We start from the raw sequence: 16,369 nt of genomic DNA, 5'->3' as shown, positions 1-16,369 counted from the left end.
TGATTATTCGGCCGGGGCGGCGCTCTGGCGGACGGCTTCCACCGCCTCCGCCAGCAGCGTGATGCCGGCGGCGATCCGGTCTTCGCTGACGGCGGCAAAACCAAGGCGCATGCGATTGCGCGGGGCGTCGGGGCCAAAATAGTGCACGTCGCCCGGCTCGATCAGCACGCCGCGCCGGGCGCATTCGCGGTGCACGGCCCAGGTGTCGATACCGTCCGGCAGCCTTAGCCACAGGGCCGATCCGCCGGTGGTAGCGGTCACATGCACATCTGGCATCTGCCGGGCGATCTCGCGCTGGAGGATGTGCCATTTGGCGGAAAGCCGGTCGCGCGTGCGGCGGATATGGGCATCGAGATGCCCTTCGGCGATGAAGATCGCCATGGCGCGCTGGTTTTGCGCCGAGGGGTGGCGGTAGACCAGCCGCCGGAGCGCTCGCAATTCCTGGATCAGCTCGGCATCGGCAAGCACGAAGCCGATGCGCACCCCGGGAAACACCAGCTTGGTCAGGCTCCCGACATAGATGACGCGGCCGGCATTGTCGTAGCTCTTGATGGCGGCATGCTGCTGGCCGAGGAAATTCAGCTCATGCTCGTAATCATCCTCGATGAGGATGAGGTCGTCCTGCTGCACCTGCTCCACCAGCCGCATCCGGCGGGGCAGCGACAGGGTGACGCTGGTCGGGCACTGGTGAGAGGGCGTTGTGTAGATGACGTCGCAGCCTCCCAGCGTGTCTGACAGCATCAGCCCGTTCGCATCCACCGGCAGCGGCACCAGCTCCGCTCCGGTTGCGGCAAAGATGTTGTTGGCATCGACATAGCCCGGATTTTCCACCCCGATGCGCCGGCCGGGCCCGCCGAGTAACTGGCCGATCATGTAGAGCGCGTTCTGCGCCCCCATGGTGACCAGCAACTGGTCACGGTGCGCGCGCAGGCCCCGGTGCGGCAGCACGCGGGTGATGATCTGGTCGAGCAGCATGGGATCGTCGGCATCCATCTGGTCGCCGATCCAACTGGTGGCGTGCACGCCGCTGCCGGCCAGGCGCATGCAGTCGCGCCAGCGGGCGATGGAAATCTTGTCGGTCGCGACCTGCCCGTAGATGAAGGGATACGGAAACTCCCGCCAGTTGGAAGGCTTGATGATGTTGCGCTGCCGCGTAGGCCGCTGGCGCAGCCTTTTGTCCCACAGGCCGGGGTCGCGCTCGGGCGCGAAGAGGGAGGCGGTGCGGGTATCGAGCCGCAGGCGCAGCTGCTGGCGGATATACTGCTCGTTGACAAAATGGCCCCGCCGGCGCACCGGCGTCAGATAGCCGTCATCCATCAGCCGCTGATAGGTCAGCACCACCGTATTGCGTGAAATCCCCAGCGCTGCCGCCAGATCACGGGTGGAGGGCAGCGGATCGTGCAGCGGCAGGGTGCCGCCCAGAATGGCGTCGATCAGCCCCTGATGCAGCTGCTGCTGCAGGGTGTAGCCGCTGACTGCCGGGTCCTGGAGTTCGAGGGTGAGCATCGGGGCGGGCGCTTTTGCTGGCAGAGGCCGGTCGGCGCCGCAAAGTCTGGCAGAGCGGCCCGGCCAGTGTGCAGTGCAAAACGCTCTGGCACCATAAGTTTCGGCCTCTGGGTCTATGGGCCGGTCCTCCTGCCGAAATAGCCTTTTTGCGGACGCGAGGGAGGCCTGCTCCGGCACCGGGGCAGGGCGCGGGGAGACAACAACCAGAAACGCATGCACCAGAAACGTACGCAAGGGACGCAAGACGGCAATTTATCAACGAGGGGCGCCCGAGCGGCAGCTCCCAAGAAAAATTGGAGAACAGGATGGCAAAGTTCAGGTCCGGTCCGTCCTTCAGCCGCCGCACGCTGCTGAAGACCTCTGCTACCGTAGGCGCTTCCGTCGCCATGCCCGCGATCATCAGCTCGCGGGCGCTGGCCTCCTCCGGTGAAGTCAACATCCTCATGTGGTCCGACTACCTGCCGGACACCTTCATCTCGGCCTTCGAAAAAGAGACCGGGATCAAGATCAACTACACCGGAATCGGCTCCAACGAAGAGATCATCAACAAGCTGAAGGCCACCAACGGCCGTGGCTTCGACATCGTTTCGCCGACCAATAACCGTTCCTTGCAGTGGAAGCCGCTTGAGCTCCTGCAGCCGTTCGACATGAGCAAGGTGGCGATCGACAAGGTCAATCCGGCGATGGCCAAGATCGGCAATACCGACTGGGCCTTTGCCGAAGGCAAGACCTACTGGCTGCCGCATATCTGGGGCACTGAAGGCATGGCCTGGCGCACCGACGCCTTTACCCCGGCCGGCGGTACGCCGAGCTATGGCGATGTGTGGGACAAGGCCAATGCCGGCAAAACCATGGGCCGCCCGCACTCGATGATGCTGGGTGCCGGCCTTTATATGGAGACCATCGGCGAACTGGCGCCGGGCTCGATGTGGAAGGCCTATACCTCCGAAGCCGAGATGCGGCCGGTGTGGGACAAGGTCACCGCCTGGTGCATCGCGCGCAAGGGCAACGTCAAGCTGTTCTGGAACGACGCCGACACGCAGAAGAACGGCCTGATGAACGAAGGTGTCATCGTCGGCCAGACTTGGGACGGCCCGCCGCTGGCGCTCAAGACCCAGGGCGAGCCGGTCATGTATCGCGCCCCCAAGGAAGGCGCGATGGCCTGGGTGGACGGCATGGCGCTGCCGACCGGGGCGGAAAACATCGAGCAGGTCTATGCCTTCATCAAATTCGCCTACGAGGCGAAATATGCCGGCGAGGCCATTGACCATCACGGCTACAATTCGCCGGTGACGGGCGCGGACAAGTTCGCCTCCGCCACCTATGCGAAGAATTTTGCCGATGCCTATCCGGGCGATGCGCTGGCCAAGCTCAATCCGTGGCCGCCGGAGCCGCAATGGTATGCCGACATCCGCACCGAATACGCCAACAAGCTGACCAGCGCCTGACGGGCGCCGACGCGTGCCGGGCCGGCATCCTTTCCTGCCTTTTGACGGGGTAGCGCAAGGGAGTCGGTCACGGGCGCTTTCACCGGACCAGCCTCGCGTTCCTGTCCCTCCCGGCAGGGGCGCGGGGAAACCGATGTTTGCCGCGAGCACGATTGCCGGAGCCCTTAATGACCAAGGAAGTCTCGCTCGATCATGTCTGGGTCGAGTTTGAAAATTTCGTGGCGGTTGAAGACGCCAACCTGACCATCGCGGGCGGGGAGTTCTTTTCCTTCCTTGGGCCCTCGGGCTGCGGAAAGACGACACTGCTGCGCTGTATCTCCGGCTTTCAGGAGCCGACGCTCGGGCGCATCCGTATCGGCAATCACGACATGAAGGGTGTTGGCCCCAACCGGCGGCCAACCGCGCTTATCTTCCAGAACCTCGCCCTGTTTCCCTTGCGCTCGGTGGCGGACAATATCGCTTTTCCGCTGGAGGTGCGCGGGGTGGAGAAACGCGAGCGGCGCCGGCGCGCCGACGAGCTTCTGGAGATGATTGCCCTGCCGGGCCAGGGCGACAAGCGCATCGACGAACTTTCCGGCGGCCAGAAGCAGCGCGTGGCGATTGCCCGTGCCCTTGCCGTCAAACCCGATATCCTGCTGCTGGACGAACCGCTCTCCGCGCTTGATCTCAAGCTGCGCCAGCATATGCGCACCGAACTGCGGGCTATCCAGAAGCAGGTGGGGCTTACCTTCATCTACATCACCCACGATCAGGGCGAGGCCCTGACCATGTCGGACCGGGTGGCGGTGATGAGCCGGGGCAAGATCCAGCAGGTGGCCGACAGCCGCACCATCTATGACCGGCCCGCAACCAGCTTCGTCGCCTCCTTCGTGGGCGAGAACAACGCTTTTGCCGGCACCGTGCTGGCAAAGGACGGGCAGGGGATAACAATCGATGCCGGCCTTGGCGTGCCGCTTGTCGCGGCCCTGCGCGCCGACAGTGGCGTGACCCCGGCGGTTGGTGAGCCGTGCCATCTCTTCATCCGGCCGGAAGCGCTGGTGCCAATGACGTCCGGCAGCCCCAACAGCTTCGAGGCCCGGCTGGTGAAGGAGGAGTTCGAGGGCCATATGCGCCACCTGCTGCTGCAGGCGGGCGAACATCAGCTGCGCATGTCGCTGGTCAATAACGGCCTTGGCGGCAGCGTCGCCGGGGCGGACGGACGCCTCACCGTCGGTTTTGTGCCCGAGCTTGCCGTGGCCCTGCCACTCGGCCTGCTGGCCAGCGCATGAAGGATTTTCTCGGCATCAGGCGGTTCTTCGCCGGCCTCGTAGAGCGCAACGGGCTTGCCGTCTCGCTCTATCTCACTGCGGCTGTCGGCATCTGGATATTCCTGCTGATCATCCTGCCGCAGCTCACCATGTTCGACTATTCCTTCCATCACAACCTGCCGCCGGCCAAGGTGGGCGGGCCGGAAGATGTCTATACGCTGGAGCATTACCGCTACTTCCTGCGCGGCTCGGGCAATGGCTCGGCCTATAACGTGCTGGATATGAGCGTGCTGGTGCGCACACTCGTCGCCGCCATCTTCGTCACCGTCTTCGATCTGGTGATCTGCTATCCGGTCGCCTTCATGCTCGCCAAATCTTCCTCGGCCGGGCGGGCGCGGCTGATGGTTCTCGCGCTCATCGTGCCTTACTGGATCAACGAAATCCTGCGGGCCTTTGCCTTCCGCATCCTCTTCGGCTCCAGCGGCGTCATCAATGAATTCGGCATGGCGGTCGGTCTCTGGGGCTCGCCCATCGATTTCATCCGTGAGGATGTGGCGCTCTATGCCGGGCTTGCCTACGCCTACATCCTGCTCATGATCTTCCCGCTCTATAACGCCATCGAAAGCCTCGACATCAACCAGCTTGAGGCGGCGCGGGACATGGGGGCGACGCGCCTTCAGGTGCACACCAAGGTGGTGATCCCCTATGCCAAGCCGGGCATCGCCTCGGGCTCAACGATGGTGTTCATGCTGACGGCGGGCGCACTGGCAGCGCCGGAGATACTCGGGGGCCCGTCCAACCTCTGGTTCACGCAGATCGTCTATCAATGGTTCAATTCCGGCGGCAACTGGCCGCGCGGATCCGCCTACGCCATGATCCTGCTGGTCGTGTGCATCGCCTTCGTCCTTCTGACGATGCGGCTCTTCAAGGTCTCCATCGGGGCTATAGGGCGATGAGGGGCGGACGATGACACGCAAGACAGGCACCGGCCTCATTCCCGGCCTCTATCTCCTTCTCTTCTTCGCCTATCTCTTCGGCCCGCTGATCATCATGGTGATCACGGCCTTCAACTCCTCGCAGTTTCCGCGCATCCGCCCGTGGGAGTGTTTCACCACCGGCTGGTTTGCCAAACTGGCGGCGGACGACAAGCTGCTGGCGGGCATCGGCAGTTCGCTGGTGATCGGCATCGGCGTTATCGCCGTCGCCATTCCCGTCGGACTTGCGGCGGCCATCCTGCTTTCGCAGGTGGGGCCGCGCCTGCGCTCGGCGCTCTACACCATCTTCATCGCCCCCATTCTGGTGCCGGGCGTGGTGATCGGCCTGTCGACGCTCATCTTCTGGGGCCGGATCGCGGGTTTCCTTGGTCTTTCCTACAAGAGCTTTCTTTATGACGGCACCTTCCTGACCATTCTCGGTCAGGTCACCTTCATCGCCGCCTATTCGATGCTGGTCTTTCTCTCCCGCATCCAGCGCTTCGACCCGACGCTGACGGAGGCGGCGCTCGATATGGGGGCAACGCCGACGCAGGCCTTCTGCAAGGTGCTGCTGCCTTTCATGGCGCCCGCCATCGGCTCGGCAACGGTGCTGGCATTTCTGGCCTCGCTGGAAAATTACAACACCACTGTTTTCACCATCGTTTCCGGCAGCACCTTCACCACCGTGCTGGCCTCCAAGGTGCGCTACGGGCTCGACCCCTCCATCTCCGCCGTTGCCGTTATTATCATCGGCGCAACGCTGGTGGCGGCGATCCTTTATGAAAGCTGGCGGCGCGACAAGGCGCGGCGGCTCCTGCCGGCGGGCAGGCGGGTTCCTGCCGCCCCGGCTGATCTCTGGCTGGCACCCGTGCGGCGTCTGACGCACCCGGCCTTCGTGGGCGCAATGCTGGCGGTCGTGGTCGGAGGCAGTATCTGGGCCGGCAGCCGGCATGATTCCAGCGCGTGCGAAGCGCAGATCATGGAAAACAAGCGGGCACTGCAGCAGCAATTCATGCAGCAGCAGGCCCCGGCCTCGCCGCCTCCCGCCGCAACGACCGCGCCGGTTCAGGCACCGGCAAGCAGCGTCTTTGCGCCGTCCAACCTGTTCTCAAGCCCGGCACCTGAACCTGCTCCTGCTCCGGCGCAGGCACCGGCGAACGGGGCGTTTGCTCCCTCGGGGCTTGCACCGTCCAGTGAAGCACCGGCCCCGGCTGGCCAACAGCCAGCCCCCGCCAGCCCGTTCGCCCCATCAAACCTGGCGCCGTCCCAATAACGCGGGCGGCGCCAGCTCGGGATTACGCCCGGGGCACACCCGCCGGGCGCTGGTGGCGTTTTTGCGCGGCGATGCGGAAGGGGGCATTGGGGGCGCCATAACCGTTGTAGCGCCCGCGCCGCTCGATGATCTCGAAGATGAAGCCTTCGCCCCAGGCCGGGGCGTAGAGCTGGAAATATTCGCCATCCTCGTCGCGGTCATAAAGGATGTTGGCGGCGCGCAGCCGGTCGGCGAGCGCCGGGTCGAGGCCGAAGCGCGCTTCCACATCGTCGTAATAGTTGCGGGAGAGGGCGAGCGCCTCGAAGCCATTGGCGGCGAGGTTTTCGGCCGCGGCAAAGATATCGTCGGTGGCAAAGGCCAGATGCTGCACGCTGGAGCCGAAGCTGTCGGAGATGAAGCGGCCGGCGAGCGTGCGGCGGTTCTCCGCGCCGTTCAGCGTCAGGCGAAAACCGCTGGGCGCCTCCCCGTTCAGGCTTTCGATCACCTGGCTGCGGATGATGCCGGCCGGGTCGATCACATCCACCATCGGCGTTCTGCGCGTGCGGAAGATGGCGGTGTAGAAGAGAAGCCAGGTCAGCATCTCCTCTGAATTCATCGTTTGCCCGATATGGTCGATGCGGGTGAGGCCGGCACTTTTAAGGGGCGGCGCTTCATCCTCCACCGGGCGGAACTCGATCTCCCAGACCTTCGCCAGATCGGATTTTTCATCAAGGAAATGGATGACGCCGCCGCCCACGCCGCGAATGGCCGGGATGGTAAGTTCTCCAGGGCCTACAGCCTGCGAGAAGGGCTCTGCCCCCATCGCCTGCGCCCGCTCCACCGTGGTTGCCGCATCCTCCACCGCCAGACCGATGGCGCATACGCTGGTGCCATGCATCACATAGGCGGAATGGGCGAAACCTTCCTTCTCGCGGTTGATGACGAGGTTGATGTCGCCCTGCTGATAACGCGTCACCTTCTTGGAGACGTGCTGGCCGGTCTTGCGGAAACCGAAGCTGTGGAACAGGCGGTCGAGGGCGACCGCCCCGTCCTCGTCGGCGGTGAATTCCACAAAGGCGACACCGCTGACGCCCACCCGGTCCGGCATCGGCGGGAGGGCGACCGGCAGCGCCGGCGCGGCCCGGCGCACCTGGTCCATCATGTAGATGAGCGAGCGGTGGCCATCGACGGAGATGGAGCCGGGGGAGCCGCCCCGGAACTGGTCGTTGAAGATTTCCAGCGACCAGTAGCCGTCATAGCCGGTGGCGGCGACAGCCTGCATGAACTCGCGTACCGGCAGCCCGCCTTCGCCCGGCATGTTGCGGAAATGGCGGCTCCAGTAGAGCAAATCCATATCGATCAGCGGCGCATCGGCCAGCTGGACGATGAAGATGCGGTCAGCCGGGATGGCGCGGATGGAGGCGACATCGATCTTGCGGGCAAGGGTGTGGAAGCTGTCGAGGATGAGGCCGATATTCGGATGGTCCGCCCGGCGCACGACCTCCCAGGCGTCGCGGTGGTCGTTTACGTGCCGGCCCCAGGCGAGCGCTTCATAGCCCACCTTGAGGCCACGCTTTGCCGCCCGCTCTCCCAACTCATGGAAGTCTGCCGCCGCCCGGTCTATGCCGCCCAGAGAGGCGGAGGAGACGCTGGAGCATACCAGCATCAGGTCGGTGCCCAGCTCCCCCATCAGGTCGAACTTGCGCTCGGCCCGGTCAAAGGCACGGGCACGCTGCGGCTCCGGCAGGCCCTCGAAGTCGCGGAAAGGCTGGAAGAGGGTGATGACGAGGCCTGCATCGCGCACCATCTGCCCCACCTCGCGCGGGGAGGCATCGAAGGCGAGAAAATCATTCTCGAAGATCTCGATACCGTCGAAACCCGCCGCCGCGATGGCGGCGAGTTTCTCCTTGAAGTCTCCGGCGATGGAGACGGTGGCGATGGAGGTTTTCATCGGGGGCCTCCCTTGCTGGTTCACCCGGCCTTGCGCAGCATTCCGGCGATGCCGGCACATTCGGCGAGCAGGGCCTGATCCTCGATCTGCAGGTGCGGGGCCCGCACATGCGCCCAGGCGGCATCGCCGCGGATGAGCGCCAGCACCGCCTTGATCGCCGGGATGAGCGGCAGGGCCAGCAGCTTTTCGAGCAGCGGCACGATCATCGGGTTCTCCTCCCCGCGCACCAGTCCGGCGACGAGGGAGGGGGAGAGGTTGGCAACGCCGCTGATGGCGCCGCTCGCCCCGCGCTGCACGGCGCGGGCAAGGTGGGCTTCGTTGCCGACGAGGATGGCAAGGTCGCGGTGCTGGGCCAGCATTGCCTCGGTCTGCTGCCAGTCGCCGCTGCTGTCTTTCACGCCGGCGATGATGCCGGCAAAAGCCTCGCGCAGGCGGGAGACGAGATCGGGACCGATGGTCACGCCGGTCACCTGCGGGATGTTGTAAAGGATAATGTCGCGGCAGTCGGCGCCCGCCCGCTCGATCACTTCGCTGTACCAGCGATAGATGCCTTCATCCGGCACGCCGCGGAAATAATAGGGCGGTGTCAGCAGGATGCCGGCAGCCCCGGCCTTGAGAGCGCGGCCGGTGAGGCGGCCGGCGGTATCGCTGGGCGGGCCATAGATGCATTCCACCAGCCGGGTGGCGCCGGGGCCGCTTTTGGCCATCTCGTCATAAAGCGGGGCCTTCTCCTCCACGCTGAGGGAGGCGCCCTCGCCGGTGGTGCCGAAGGCGGTGACGAGGCCGATGCCATCCTCGGTCAGCTTTTTGGCATGGGCGGTAAATCGCGCCCAGTCGATGCGCCCGGCACGATCGAAGGGGGTGGTCAGCGCAGCGCTGACACCGATCTTCTGCCGCATGGGGTGCGATTGCAAAGGCAGCATGAAACCTGACCTCTCGTGTGAAACGGGATGGCCTTACGCCACAACCGGCGCCGGCCCGCCGAGACGGCGGCGCAGTTCGCCGAGGTCGTCCGGCAGGCGGCCGGTAAAGAGGCGGAAGGCATCAATGCCCTGGTGGAAAAACAGTTCGTATCCGCTGAGAACGGCAATGCCGGCGGCCTCGGCCTCCTGCTTGAAGCGGGTGTCGACGGGGGTGTAGACGGCGTCGAAAGCCCAGCGCTGGGGGCCCAGCAGGCGCGCCTCTACCGGCGTGCCTTCGTACCCGACCATGCCCACGGGCGTGCAGTTGACGATGCCCTCCACACGGCCCGCCACATCGGCAACCTTGCCCATGCTGGCGGCGGTGACAGAGCTGATGCCGGCCCCGGCAAGTTCCCCGGCAAGGCGCTCCGCCTTGGCAATGTCGGCGTCGAGGATCGTCAGCTCCTCCGCCCCGAGTGCAACCAGCCCGAAGGCAACGGCCCTGCCGACGCCGCCGGCCCCCACCATCATGACCCGGCCCGGCGGGGCCCCAGCATAACGCAGCCGGTAGCCGGCGATAAAGCCGCTATGGTCGGTATTGTAGCCGAGCGGCCCGCCTTCGGCGAAGACCACGGTGTTGACGGAGCCGAGCCGGGCAACCGCCGGCTCTGGCACATGCACCATCGCCACCACCTTTTCCTTATAGGGATAGGTGATGTTGAGCCCGGCATAACCGCCCTCCCGGCAGCGCTCGAAGAGGGCGGGAAAATCCAGCCCCTCGGTGTGCGGCACCAGCAGGTCGTAGCTGACATCCAGCCCCGAAAGCTCGCCGGCGATGCGGTGCAGATCCGGCGAGCGGGACGCGAAGATATTGTCGCCGATGAGCCCGAGGCGAAAACGCCCGTTGCCGGCGCCAGAGGTCGGGGTGGGGGCACTCATCCCGGATATCCGAACTGGCGCGGCAGCCACAGCACGATGCCGGGGATGAAGATCATCAGCGCCAGCGCAAAGACGAGCACAGCGATGAAGAGCCAGATTTCCCGGATGATCTCGCGCAGCGGAATGCCGGTGGTGGCATTGATGACGAAGAGCAGGATGCCGTAGGGCGGGGTGATGAGCCCGATCATGCAATTGACCACCACCACCACGCCGAAATGCACGAGGTCGATGCCGAGCGTGCGGCAGGCGGGGATGAAGAGCGGCACGATGACGAGAATGATGGTTGTGGCATCAAGCAGGCAGCCGAGACCGAGCAGCACGATGTTGATCAGCAGCAGGAAGGCGAGCGGGCTCATGCTGAGACCGTCGAGATACCCGGCCAGATGCGCCGGAATATTCTCGCTTGCCACGATGTAGTTGAAGATCAGTGCCGCGCCGATCACGAGGCCAACCGAGGCGGAGGCGCGGGCACTCTCCGACATGATGGAATAAAGGTTCTTCCAGGTCAGTGCCCGGTAGAAAAGGCCGGCAAGGATCAGCGCATAGGCTGCCGCCACGGCAGCAGCTTCTGTCGGCGTTGTCACGCCGCCATAGATGCCATAGAGCAGGATGGCGGGCATGAGCAGCGCCGGGAAGGCATTGGCGGTGATCCGGGGCAGCTTGCGCAGCGGCACCGGTTCTTCCATCGCGAAGTTGCGGCGGCGGGCGATCCAGGCATTGAGGCCCATCAGCACCACGCCCATCAGCAGGCCCGGCAGGATGCCGCCGAGGAAGAGGTAGCCGATGGAAGCATCGGAGACGAGCGCATACATCACCATCGGGATCGAGGGCGGGATGATAGGCCCGATGGTGGAGGCGGCAGCCGTGATGGCGGCGGCGTATCCGGCCGGATACCGTCCCTCCTTGCGCATCATCTCGATGATGATCTTGCCAATGCCGGCGGCATCGGCCACGGCGGAGCCCGACATGCCGGAGAAGATGAGGCTGGCCACCACGTTCACATGACCAAGGCCGCCGCGCAGGCGCCCGACGACGGCGATGCAGAAGCCCAGCAGCCTTTCGCTGATGGTGCCGGCATTCATGATATTGGCGGCCACGATGAAGAGCGGCACGGCCAGGATGATGAAGCTGTCGTAGAGGCCCTGGATGATCTGCTCGGCCGCCAGACCCAGATCCTGCCCCTTCACCGCCAGATAGACGATGGCGGAGACAATCATGGAAAGGGCAATAGGGGCGCCGATGGCGGCGAGCACGAACAGAGCGAGAAGGCAGGTGATAAAGGCGAGTGTCATCGGGTGGCGGCCTCGTCCCCGGCATGAATATCTTCGCCATGCGCGCCTTCAGGCAGCGGGCCGCCGCGCAGCAGCGCGAGAAGCCGGGCGCCCGAGCGCAAGATGACGGCGATGGCAAAGAGCCCGTAGACGCTGAACACCACATCGAGGCGGATGCGCAGCGTGGCACTCTTCTTGATCTTGTAGAAGGTGATGTAGTCGAAGGTGGCGGGCAGGGCGGCGAGGAAGCCGGCCAGCAGAGCCGCCGCTGTGACGATGGCGAAAACGCGCTTCAGCTTGCGGTTGGCGGCGAGGTAACACAGGTCGAAGGTGACATGGTCCTTGTCGCCCAGCACGAAGGCGGAAGACCAGAACACCAGCCACAGCCAGGTGGTAAGGCACGCTTCCAGCGTCCAGCCGATGGGGGCGTTGACCACATAGCGCGAGACAATTTGCAGGATGAAGGCGGCAAACATGGCGGTGAGCAAAGCCACCGCCACGTTGTCCGCCCGTGCCTGCAACCAGCGTAAGGTTGCCTGCATGAAAGTTTCAGCCCGTCAGATCGCGTTGATCTTGTCGACCATGCCGGCCGGCCAGTCCTTGGCGAGGTCGGAGGCGAGATAGGCCTTCTGCACCTGGGTACGGAAGGCTTCCACATCCGGTGTGTAGACCTGCAGCCCCTGTTCCTTGAAGAATTGCTCCAGCTGGGCTTCGAGGGTCAGCTGCTTCTGGCGCGCAGACTCAGCGCAGTCATCCGCGGCAAGCTGGATGGCGGCCTGCTGGCCCGGCGACAGCTTGTCCCAGACCTTCTTGGAGAAGGCGAGGTAGTTGAGGTCGACGAGGTGGCTCGTCAGCACGATCTGCTTGGTGACCTCGTAGAACTTGCTGTCCTTGTCGGTCGGCAGCGGATTGTCCTGCCCGTCGATGGCGCCGGTCTGCAGCGCGGTGTAGACTTCGGTAAAGGCGACCGGGACCGGGTTGGCGCCCAGCGCCTTGCCCAGGAACTGCCAGGCATCGGTGCCCGGCATGCGCAACTTCACGCCGGCAAGATCGGCTGGAACCATCACCTTCTTTTCGGTGCGCAGGTTGAGCTGGCGACGGCCCAGATACATGACCGTCAGCAGCTTCACGCCCAGCGTGTCTTCCACCTTCTTCTTCATGGGGTCCATGAAGTCGGCGGCAAAGACGCGCTTCTGGTGGTCGGCATCGCGGTGCAGATAACCGGCGGTGAAGATGGAGAATTCGGGAATGAGGGTCGCCAGCTCCTGGGCGGAGGTGATCGACATTTCGAGGTTGCCGCGGGCAATCGCTTCCAGCTCGGTGCCCTGCTTGAAGAGCTCCGCATTCCAGTGCGGCTCGAAATTGATGTAATCGGCCACGGCGGGCGCAAACACTTCCGTCAGCGCGACGGCGCGCTGGTCGGTGGGGGTCGCCGGCGCGGAAAGGCGCACGGTGACCTTCTCGTCCGCAAGCGCGCGGCGGGAACGAAGGCCAAGAGTGGCGCCGGTAGCAATGGCAATGCCGGTTGCCGCCAGAAGGCTCCGGCGGTCGAACGTCGTGGTCATGCTCTATTCCTCCCTAGATCGCATGTCCCTGGAAGCCTGCGTGGTCGCAGGTCATCAGTCCGTAGAGCGTCGCATGTTTACCATATCTTTTCAACCAACAGATTCTGGTTCATCATAGATTTCTGATTTTATCATATGAATTTAGATGCCCTGCAATCGGCGGCCCGATCATCGGGTTGCTGACAGAGCGCAAAACAAGGCCCGGAAAGGGCCGTCTGGGGAGGAAAAGGATGGGCACTGTCGGGGGAGGCGCCGGGACAAACGGCGCCCGGATCGCCGTCATGGGGGCCGGGCTGATCGGCCGGCGTCATGTGGAGCAGGCGGTGCGCGAAGCGCAGCTTGCCGCCATCATCGACCCGGCGCCGGAGGCAGCCAAACTGGCACGTGCCCACGGTGTGCCGCACTTTGCCACGCTTGCGGATCTGCTGGCCGACGGCCGGCGGGACGATGTGGACGGCGTCGTCATCGCCACCCCAAACCAGCTGCATGTCGAGCACGGGCTTGCCTGCGTCGAGGCGCGGCTGCCGCTGCTGGTGGAAAAGCCGATTGCCGATGATGTGGCCGCCGCCACCCGGCTGGTCGAGGCGGCAGAGGCGGTTGGCGTGCCCATCCTCGTCGGACACCATCGCCGGCATAACCCGCTGATCGCAAAAGCGAAGGAGGAGATCGTCGCGGGATCGCTCGGCCAGATTGTTGCCGTGCACGCGACCTGCTGGTTCTACAAGCCGGACTATTATTTCAAGGCTGACTGGCGGCGCCAGCCGGGCGCCGGGCCGGTTTTCCTCAACCTCATCCACGATATCGATCTGATGCGGCATCTGGCCGGCGAGGTGGTAGCCGTGCAGGCGGCGGACTCAGCGGCCATCCGGGATTTTGCCGTGGAAGACAGTGCCGCCATCATCCTGCATTTCGCCGGCGGGGCTCTCGGCACCGTCAACGTGTCGGATACCATCGTTGCGCCCTGGAGCTGGGAGCTGACCTCGGCGGAAAACCCGGCCTATCCCCGAAGCGGCGAGGCCTGTTACCTCATCGGCGGCACACGCGGCTCGCTTAGCCTGCCAACGGCCGAACTCTGGTCGCAACCGGGGGAGCCGGACTGGTGGGCACCGCTGGAGCGCCGCACCCCGCTTTTTGCCGCCGACGATCCACTCGCCTTGCAGATGCGCCATTTTGCCGAGGTTGCGCTCGGCAAGGCGCAGCCACTGGTCAGCGGACAGGAGGGGCTGGCGACACTCAAGGTGATCGATGCCGTCAAGCGGGCGGCAGCCGGGGGCGGTCTGGTCCGGCTGGTGTAAGCGCGTCAGCGCTGGCGGGTGCGCTCTGATGGTTTCTTTTCTGCGGCGAGGGCATGGTCGACGCCGGCAGCCACATGGCGGCGCAGGATTTCCTGCGCCGTTGCTGCATCCCGCTTCAGCGCGCAGTCCAGCATCTGCTTGTGCTCGATGGCGGCAATCTCGCCGCGGAAGGTGAGCGACAGCATCTGGTAGCGCAGATATTTGTCGAAGATGGCGGCGTGAGTTTCCATCAGCGTGCGCGAGCCGCAGGCGGAAATGAGCGCCTGATGGAACTCCCAGTCATACCGCTTCCACTCGGCGGTCACGGTGCGGTCGCCGGCCATCATGCGCTTTTCCATCTGGCTCAGCTTGTGGTGGGCGGCCACCACCCGGCCTTCCCAGTCCATGTCGCCGGCGGCGAAGGAAAGGTCGAGCGCGTAACATTCCAGCAGCTGGCGCAGCGCCGCGATTTCAAAAAGATTGTCGCGGGAGACAGGCGCGACCTCAAAGCCGCGCTGCCCTTCGGCCACCACCAGCCCGTCGGAGGCAAGGCGGTTCAGGATTTCGCGCAAGGTCGAGATGCTGGCACCGTAACGCTCGCGCAACTGGTCGAGCTTCAGCTTTTCCGCCGGCTCCAGCCGCCCGAAAATAATGTCGGTGCGGATCTGCCGGTAGGTGGTCTCGGAAACGGTGGGGGAGCTGGTCTCTTCCATCATTCGACTAAAATACCAGAGGATTTGAAAAATGTCATACATCGTCGCCGTGCGACGCAGGGCTTCGTGCCGTGCCGAAATATCGGAGACGGGCCAGTAACTTGGCCTCAGCCTGAAATTTGCCGCACCCTTGCGGACGGATATCCGGCCCCGGGCACTGTCGCCCTTTGCGATAACATGGTCTACACTGCTGCCCGTCAGCGGAAAGGCCGCCCTGTCCCCCGGGATGTCGGACGGGCAGGGTCCACAAGAGACGGGCGCATCAAAAAGCCTTGCGGCACCGGCTGACCTCCGAGGGGCAACTTCGGCTGGGGAGAGAAACGCGCGATGAAAGAGCCGAGCGGCGTGCGCCACGCGGCGGTGATCGAAGCTGCCGTATCTTCCGATGCGGCGGCGACCTCCGCTCTGGTAGCTTCATGGACAAGATGCAGCAACCTGCATCATCTCGATCCGTCTGCCGACACCGACCCGACCCGCCTGGGCGAGCGCGAACTCTCGCAGGCGCGTGGGCGGCTGGAGCCACTGATTGCCGTAGCGCAGCCCTGCCTCGACCGGCTCTATCAGGCCGTCGGCGGCTCGGGCTGCTGCGTGCTGCTGGCCGATAGCGACGGTGTGCCGGTGGAGCGGCGCGGTTCAAGCGTGGATGATGCCAATTTCCGGGCCTGGGGCCTGTGGCCGGGCGCGATCTGGAGCGAGGAGAGCGAGGGCACCAACGGCATCGGCACCTGCCTTGTCGAGCAGCGGCCGGTGCTGATCCACCGCGACCAGCATTTTTTCACCCGCAATACCGGCCTCAGCTGCACCACGGCACCGATTCACGATCATGAAGGCCGGCTGGTGGCAGCACTCGATGTGTCTTCCTGCCGGGCGGATTTTACCGAGGGTTTTGCCCAGTTGACGGCGATGGCGGTGGCCGATGCTGCCATGCGCATCGAGGCGGAGAATTTCCGCCGTGCCTTTCCCGGCGCGCGTATCCAGCTGGTGCCGGGCCGCTCTTCGGCCGCGCTCATCGCCATCGACCGCGACGATCTGGTGGTCGGGGCAACCCGCAGCGCCCGCCTTGCCCTTGGCATCACCGACCAGCGGCTGAAGCGCCCGCTGCCGGCCGCCGACCTGACCGGTGAAGGGCAGGAGGGCGCGGTGCTGGAGAGTGCGGAGCGGGCGGCGCTACAGCGGGCCCTTGCCCGGGCCGGCGGCAATGTTTCCGCTGCGGCAAGCACCCTTGGCATCAGCCGGGCGACGCTGCACCGCAAGCTGGCGCGCCTTGGTATCGGCCGCGCGCGCTGAGTTTTTTGCCCGCTTTCATTTTATTCGCCGAACTGTCTCA

Annotated in this window: 14 protein-coding genes; 6 read left to right on the top strand and 8 right to left on the bottom strand. The window is 64.8% G+C overall.

What is annotated here, in order from left to right:
- Positions 1–3 precede the first annotated feature (3 nt).
- On the bottom strand, positions 4–1,506 hold the full coding sequence (gene pdxR / locus QTL98_RS17775; RefSeq protein WP_445679798.1) for a MocR-like pyridoxine biosynthesis transcription factor PdxR: 1,503 nt from the start codon (positions 1,504–1,506) through the stop codon (positions 4–6).
- 305 nt (positions 1,507–1,811) lie between these two features.
- Here pdxR and QTL98_RS17770 point away from each other — a divergent pair, with 305 nt between their 5' ends.
- The 4 genes from QTL98_RS17770 to QTL98_RS17755 all read left to right on the top strand — a co-directional run bounded on the left by QTL98_RS17770 (position 1,812) and on the right by QTL98_RS17755 (position 6,448).
- Entirely contained in the window at positions 1,812–2,954 is a 1,143-nt protein-coding gene (locus QTL98_RS17770; RefSeq protein ID WP_445679797.1) for an extracellular solute-binding protein, read from the top strand.
- Between the two features lie 167 nt (positions 2,955–3,121).
- The gene (locus QTL98_RS17765) at positions 3,122–4,222 is read left to right on the top strand and encodes an ABC transporter ATP-binding protein (protein ID WP_445679796.1); all 1,101 of its coding nucleotides are present in this window, start codon (positions 3,122–3,124) and stop codon (positions 4,220–4,222) included.
- The gene (locus QTL98_RS17760; RefSeq protein WP_445679795.1) at positions 4,219–5,157 is read left to right on the top strand and encodes an ABC transporter permease; all 939 of its coding nucleotides are present in this window, start codon (positions 4,219–4,221) and stop codon (positions 5,155–5,157) included. The genes QTL98_RS17765 and QTL98_RS17760 overlap by 4 nt, the downstream gene beginning before the upstream one ends.
- 10 nt (positions 5,158–5,167) lie before the next feature.
- Positions 5,168–6,448 (top strand): ABC transporter permease, encoded by a 1,281-nt coding sequence (locus tag QTL98_RS17755; protein ID WP_445679794.1) that lies wholly within the window; start codon positions 5,168–5,170, stop codon positions 6,446–6,448.
- A gap of 22 nt (positions 6,449–6,470) precedes the next feature.
- Here the strand turns inward: QTL98_RS17755 and QTL98_RS17750 are convergent, their stop codons facing one another.
- Genes QTL98_RS17750 through QTL98_RS17725 form a run of 6 tightly spaced genes read right to left on the bottom strand, consistent with a single transcriptional unit; the run spans position 6,471 to position 13,055 of the window.
- Positions 6,471–8,378 carry a bifunctional sugar phosphate isomerase/epimerase/4-hydroxyphenylpyruvate dioxygenase family protein gene (locus QTL98_RS17750; protein ID WP_445679793.1) on the bottom strand — a complete coding sequence of 636 codons (1,908 nt, stop codon included), beginning with the start codon at positions 8,376–8,378 and terminating at the stop codon, positions 6,471–6,473.
- Positions 8,379–8,398: 20 nt separating this feature from the next.
- Positions 8,399–9,301 (bottom strand): dihydrodipicolinate synthase family protein, encoded by a 903-nt coding sequence (locus QTL98_RS17745; RefSeq protein ID WP_445679792.1) that lies wholly within the window; start codon positions 9,299–9,301, stop codon positions 8,399–8,401.
- A 33-nt stretch (positions 9,302–9,334) separates the two neighbouring features.
- Complete coding sequence (locus QTL98_RS17740; protein WP_445679791.1) at positions 9,335–10,219, bottom strand: shikimate dehydrogenase family protein; 885 nt, start codon at positions 10,217–10,219, stop codon at positions 9,335–9,337.
- On the bottom strand, positions 10,216–11,511 hold the full coding sequence (locus tag QTL98_RS17735; RefSeq protein ID WP_445679790.1) for a TRAP transporter large permease: 1,296 nt from the start codon (positions 11,509–11,511) through the stop codon (positions 10,216–10,218). Before QTL98_RS17735 ends, QTL98_RS17740 begins: the two co-directional genes overlap by 4 nt.
- Positions 11,508–12,032, bottom strand: coding sequence for a TRAP transporter small permease (locus tag QTL98_RS17730; RefSeq protein WP_445679789.1), 525 nt, complete (start codon positions 12,030–12,032; stop codon positions 11,508–11,510). The genes QTL98_RS17735 and QTL98_RS17730 overlap by 4 nt, the downstream gene beginning before the upstream one ends.
- A gap of 15 nt (positions 12,033–12,047) precedes the next feature.
- Positions 12,048–13,055, bottom strand: coding sequence for a sialic acid TRAP transporter substrate-binding protein SiaP (locus tag QTL98_RS17725; protein WP_445679788.1), 1,008 nt, complete (start codon positions 13,053–13,055; stop codon positions 12,048–12,050).
- 230 nt (positions 13,056–13,285) lie between these two features.
- Between QTL98_RS17725 and QTL98_RS17720 the strand changes: the two genes are divergently transcribed.
- Entirely contained in the window at positions 13,286–14,350 is a 1,065-nt protein-coding gene (locus tag QTL98_RS17720; RefSeq protein WP_445679787.1) for a Gfo/Idh/MocA family protein, read from the top strand.
- 5 nt (positions 14,351–14,355) lie between these two features.
- On the opposite strand, the gene QTL98_RS17715 is transcribed toward QTL98_RS17720, so the two are convergent.
- Positions 14,356–15,045 carry a GntR family transcriptional regulator gene (locus tag QTL98_RS17715; protein WP_445679786.1) on the bottom strand — a complete coding sequence of 230 codons (690 nt, stop codon included), beginning with the start codon at positions 15,043–15,045 and terminating at the stop codon, positions 14,356–14,358.
- Positions 15,046–15,369: 324 nt separating this feature from the next.
- Between QTL98_RS17715 and QTL98_RS17710 the strand changes: the two genes are divergently transcribed.
- A complete protein-coding gene (locus QTL98_RS17710; protein ID WP_445679785.1) occupies positions 15,370–16,329 on the top strand; it encodes a GAF domain-containing protein in 960 nt (319 codons plus the stop codon).
- Positions 16,330–16,369: the final 40 nt, after the last annotated feature.

The organism is Radicibacter daui (genome assembly GCA_030657355.1).
In the GTDB taxonomy this organism is placed as follows: domain Bacteria; phylum Pseudomonadota; class Alphaproteobacteria; order Radicibacterales; family Radicibacteraceae; genus Radicibacter; species Radicibacter daui.
Note: the sequence above shows the minus strand (reverse complement) of the source record. Positions and strands in the feature narration are given on the sequence as shown.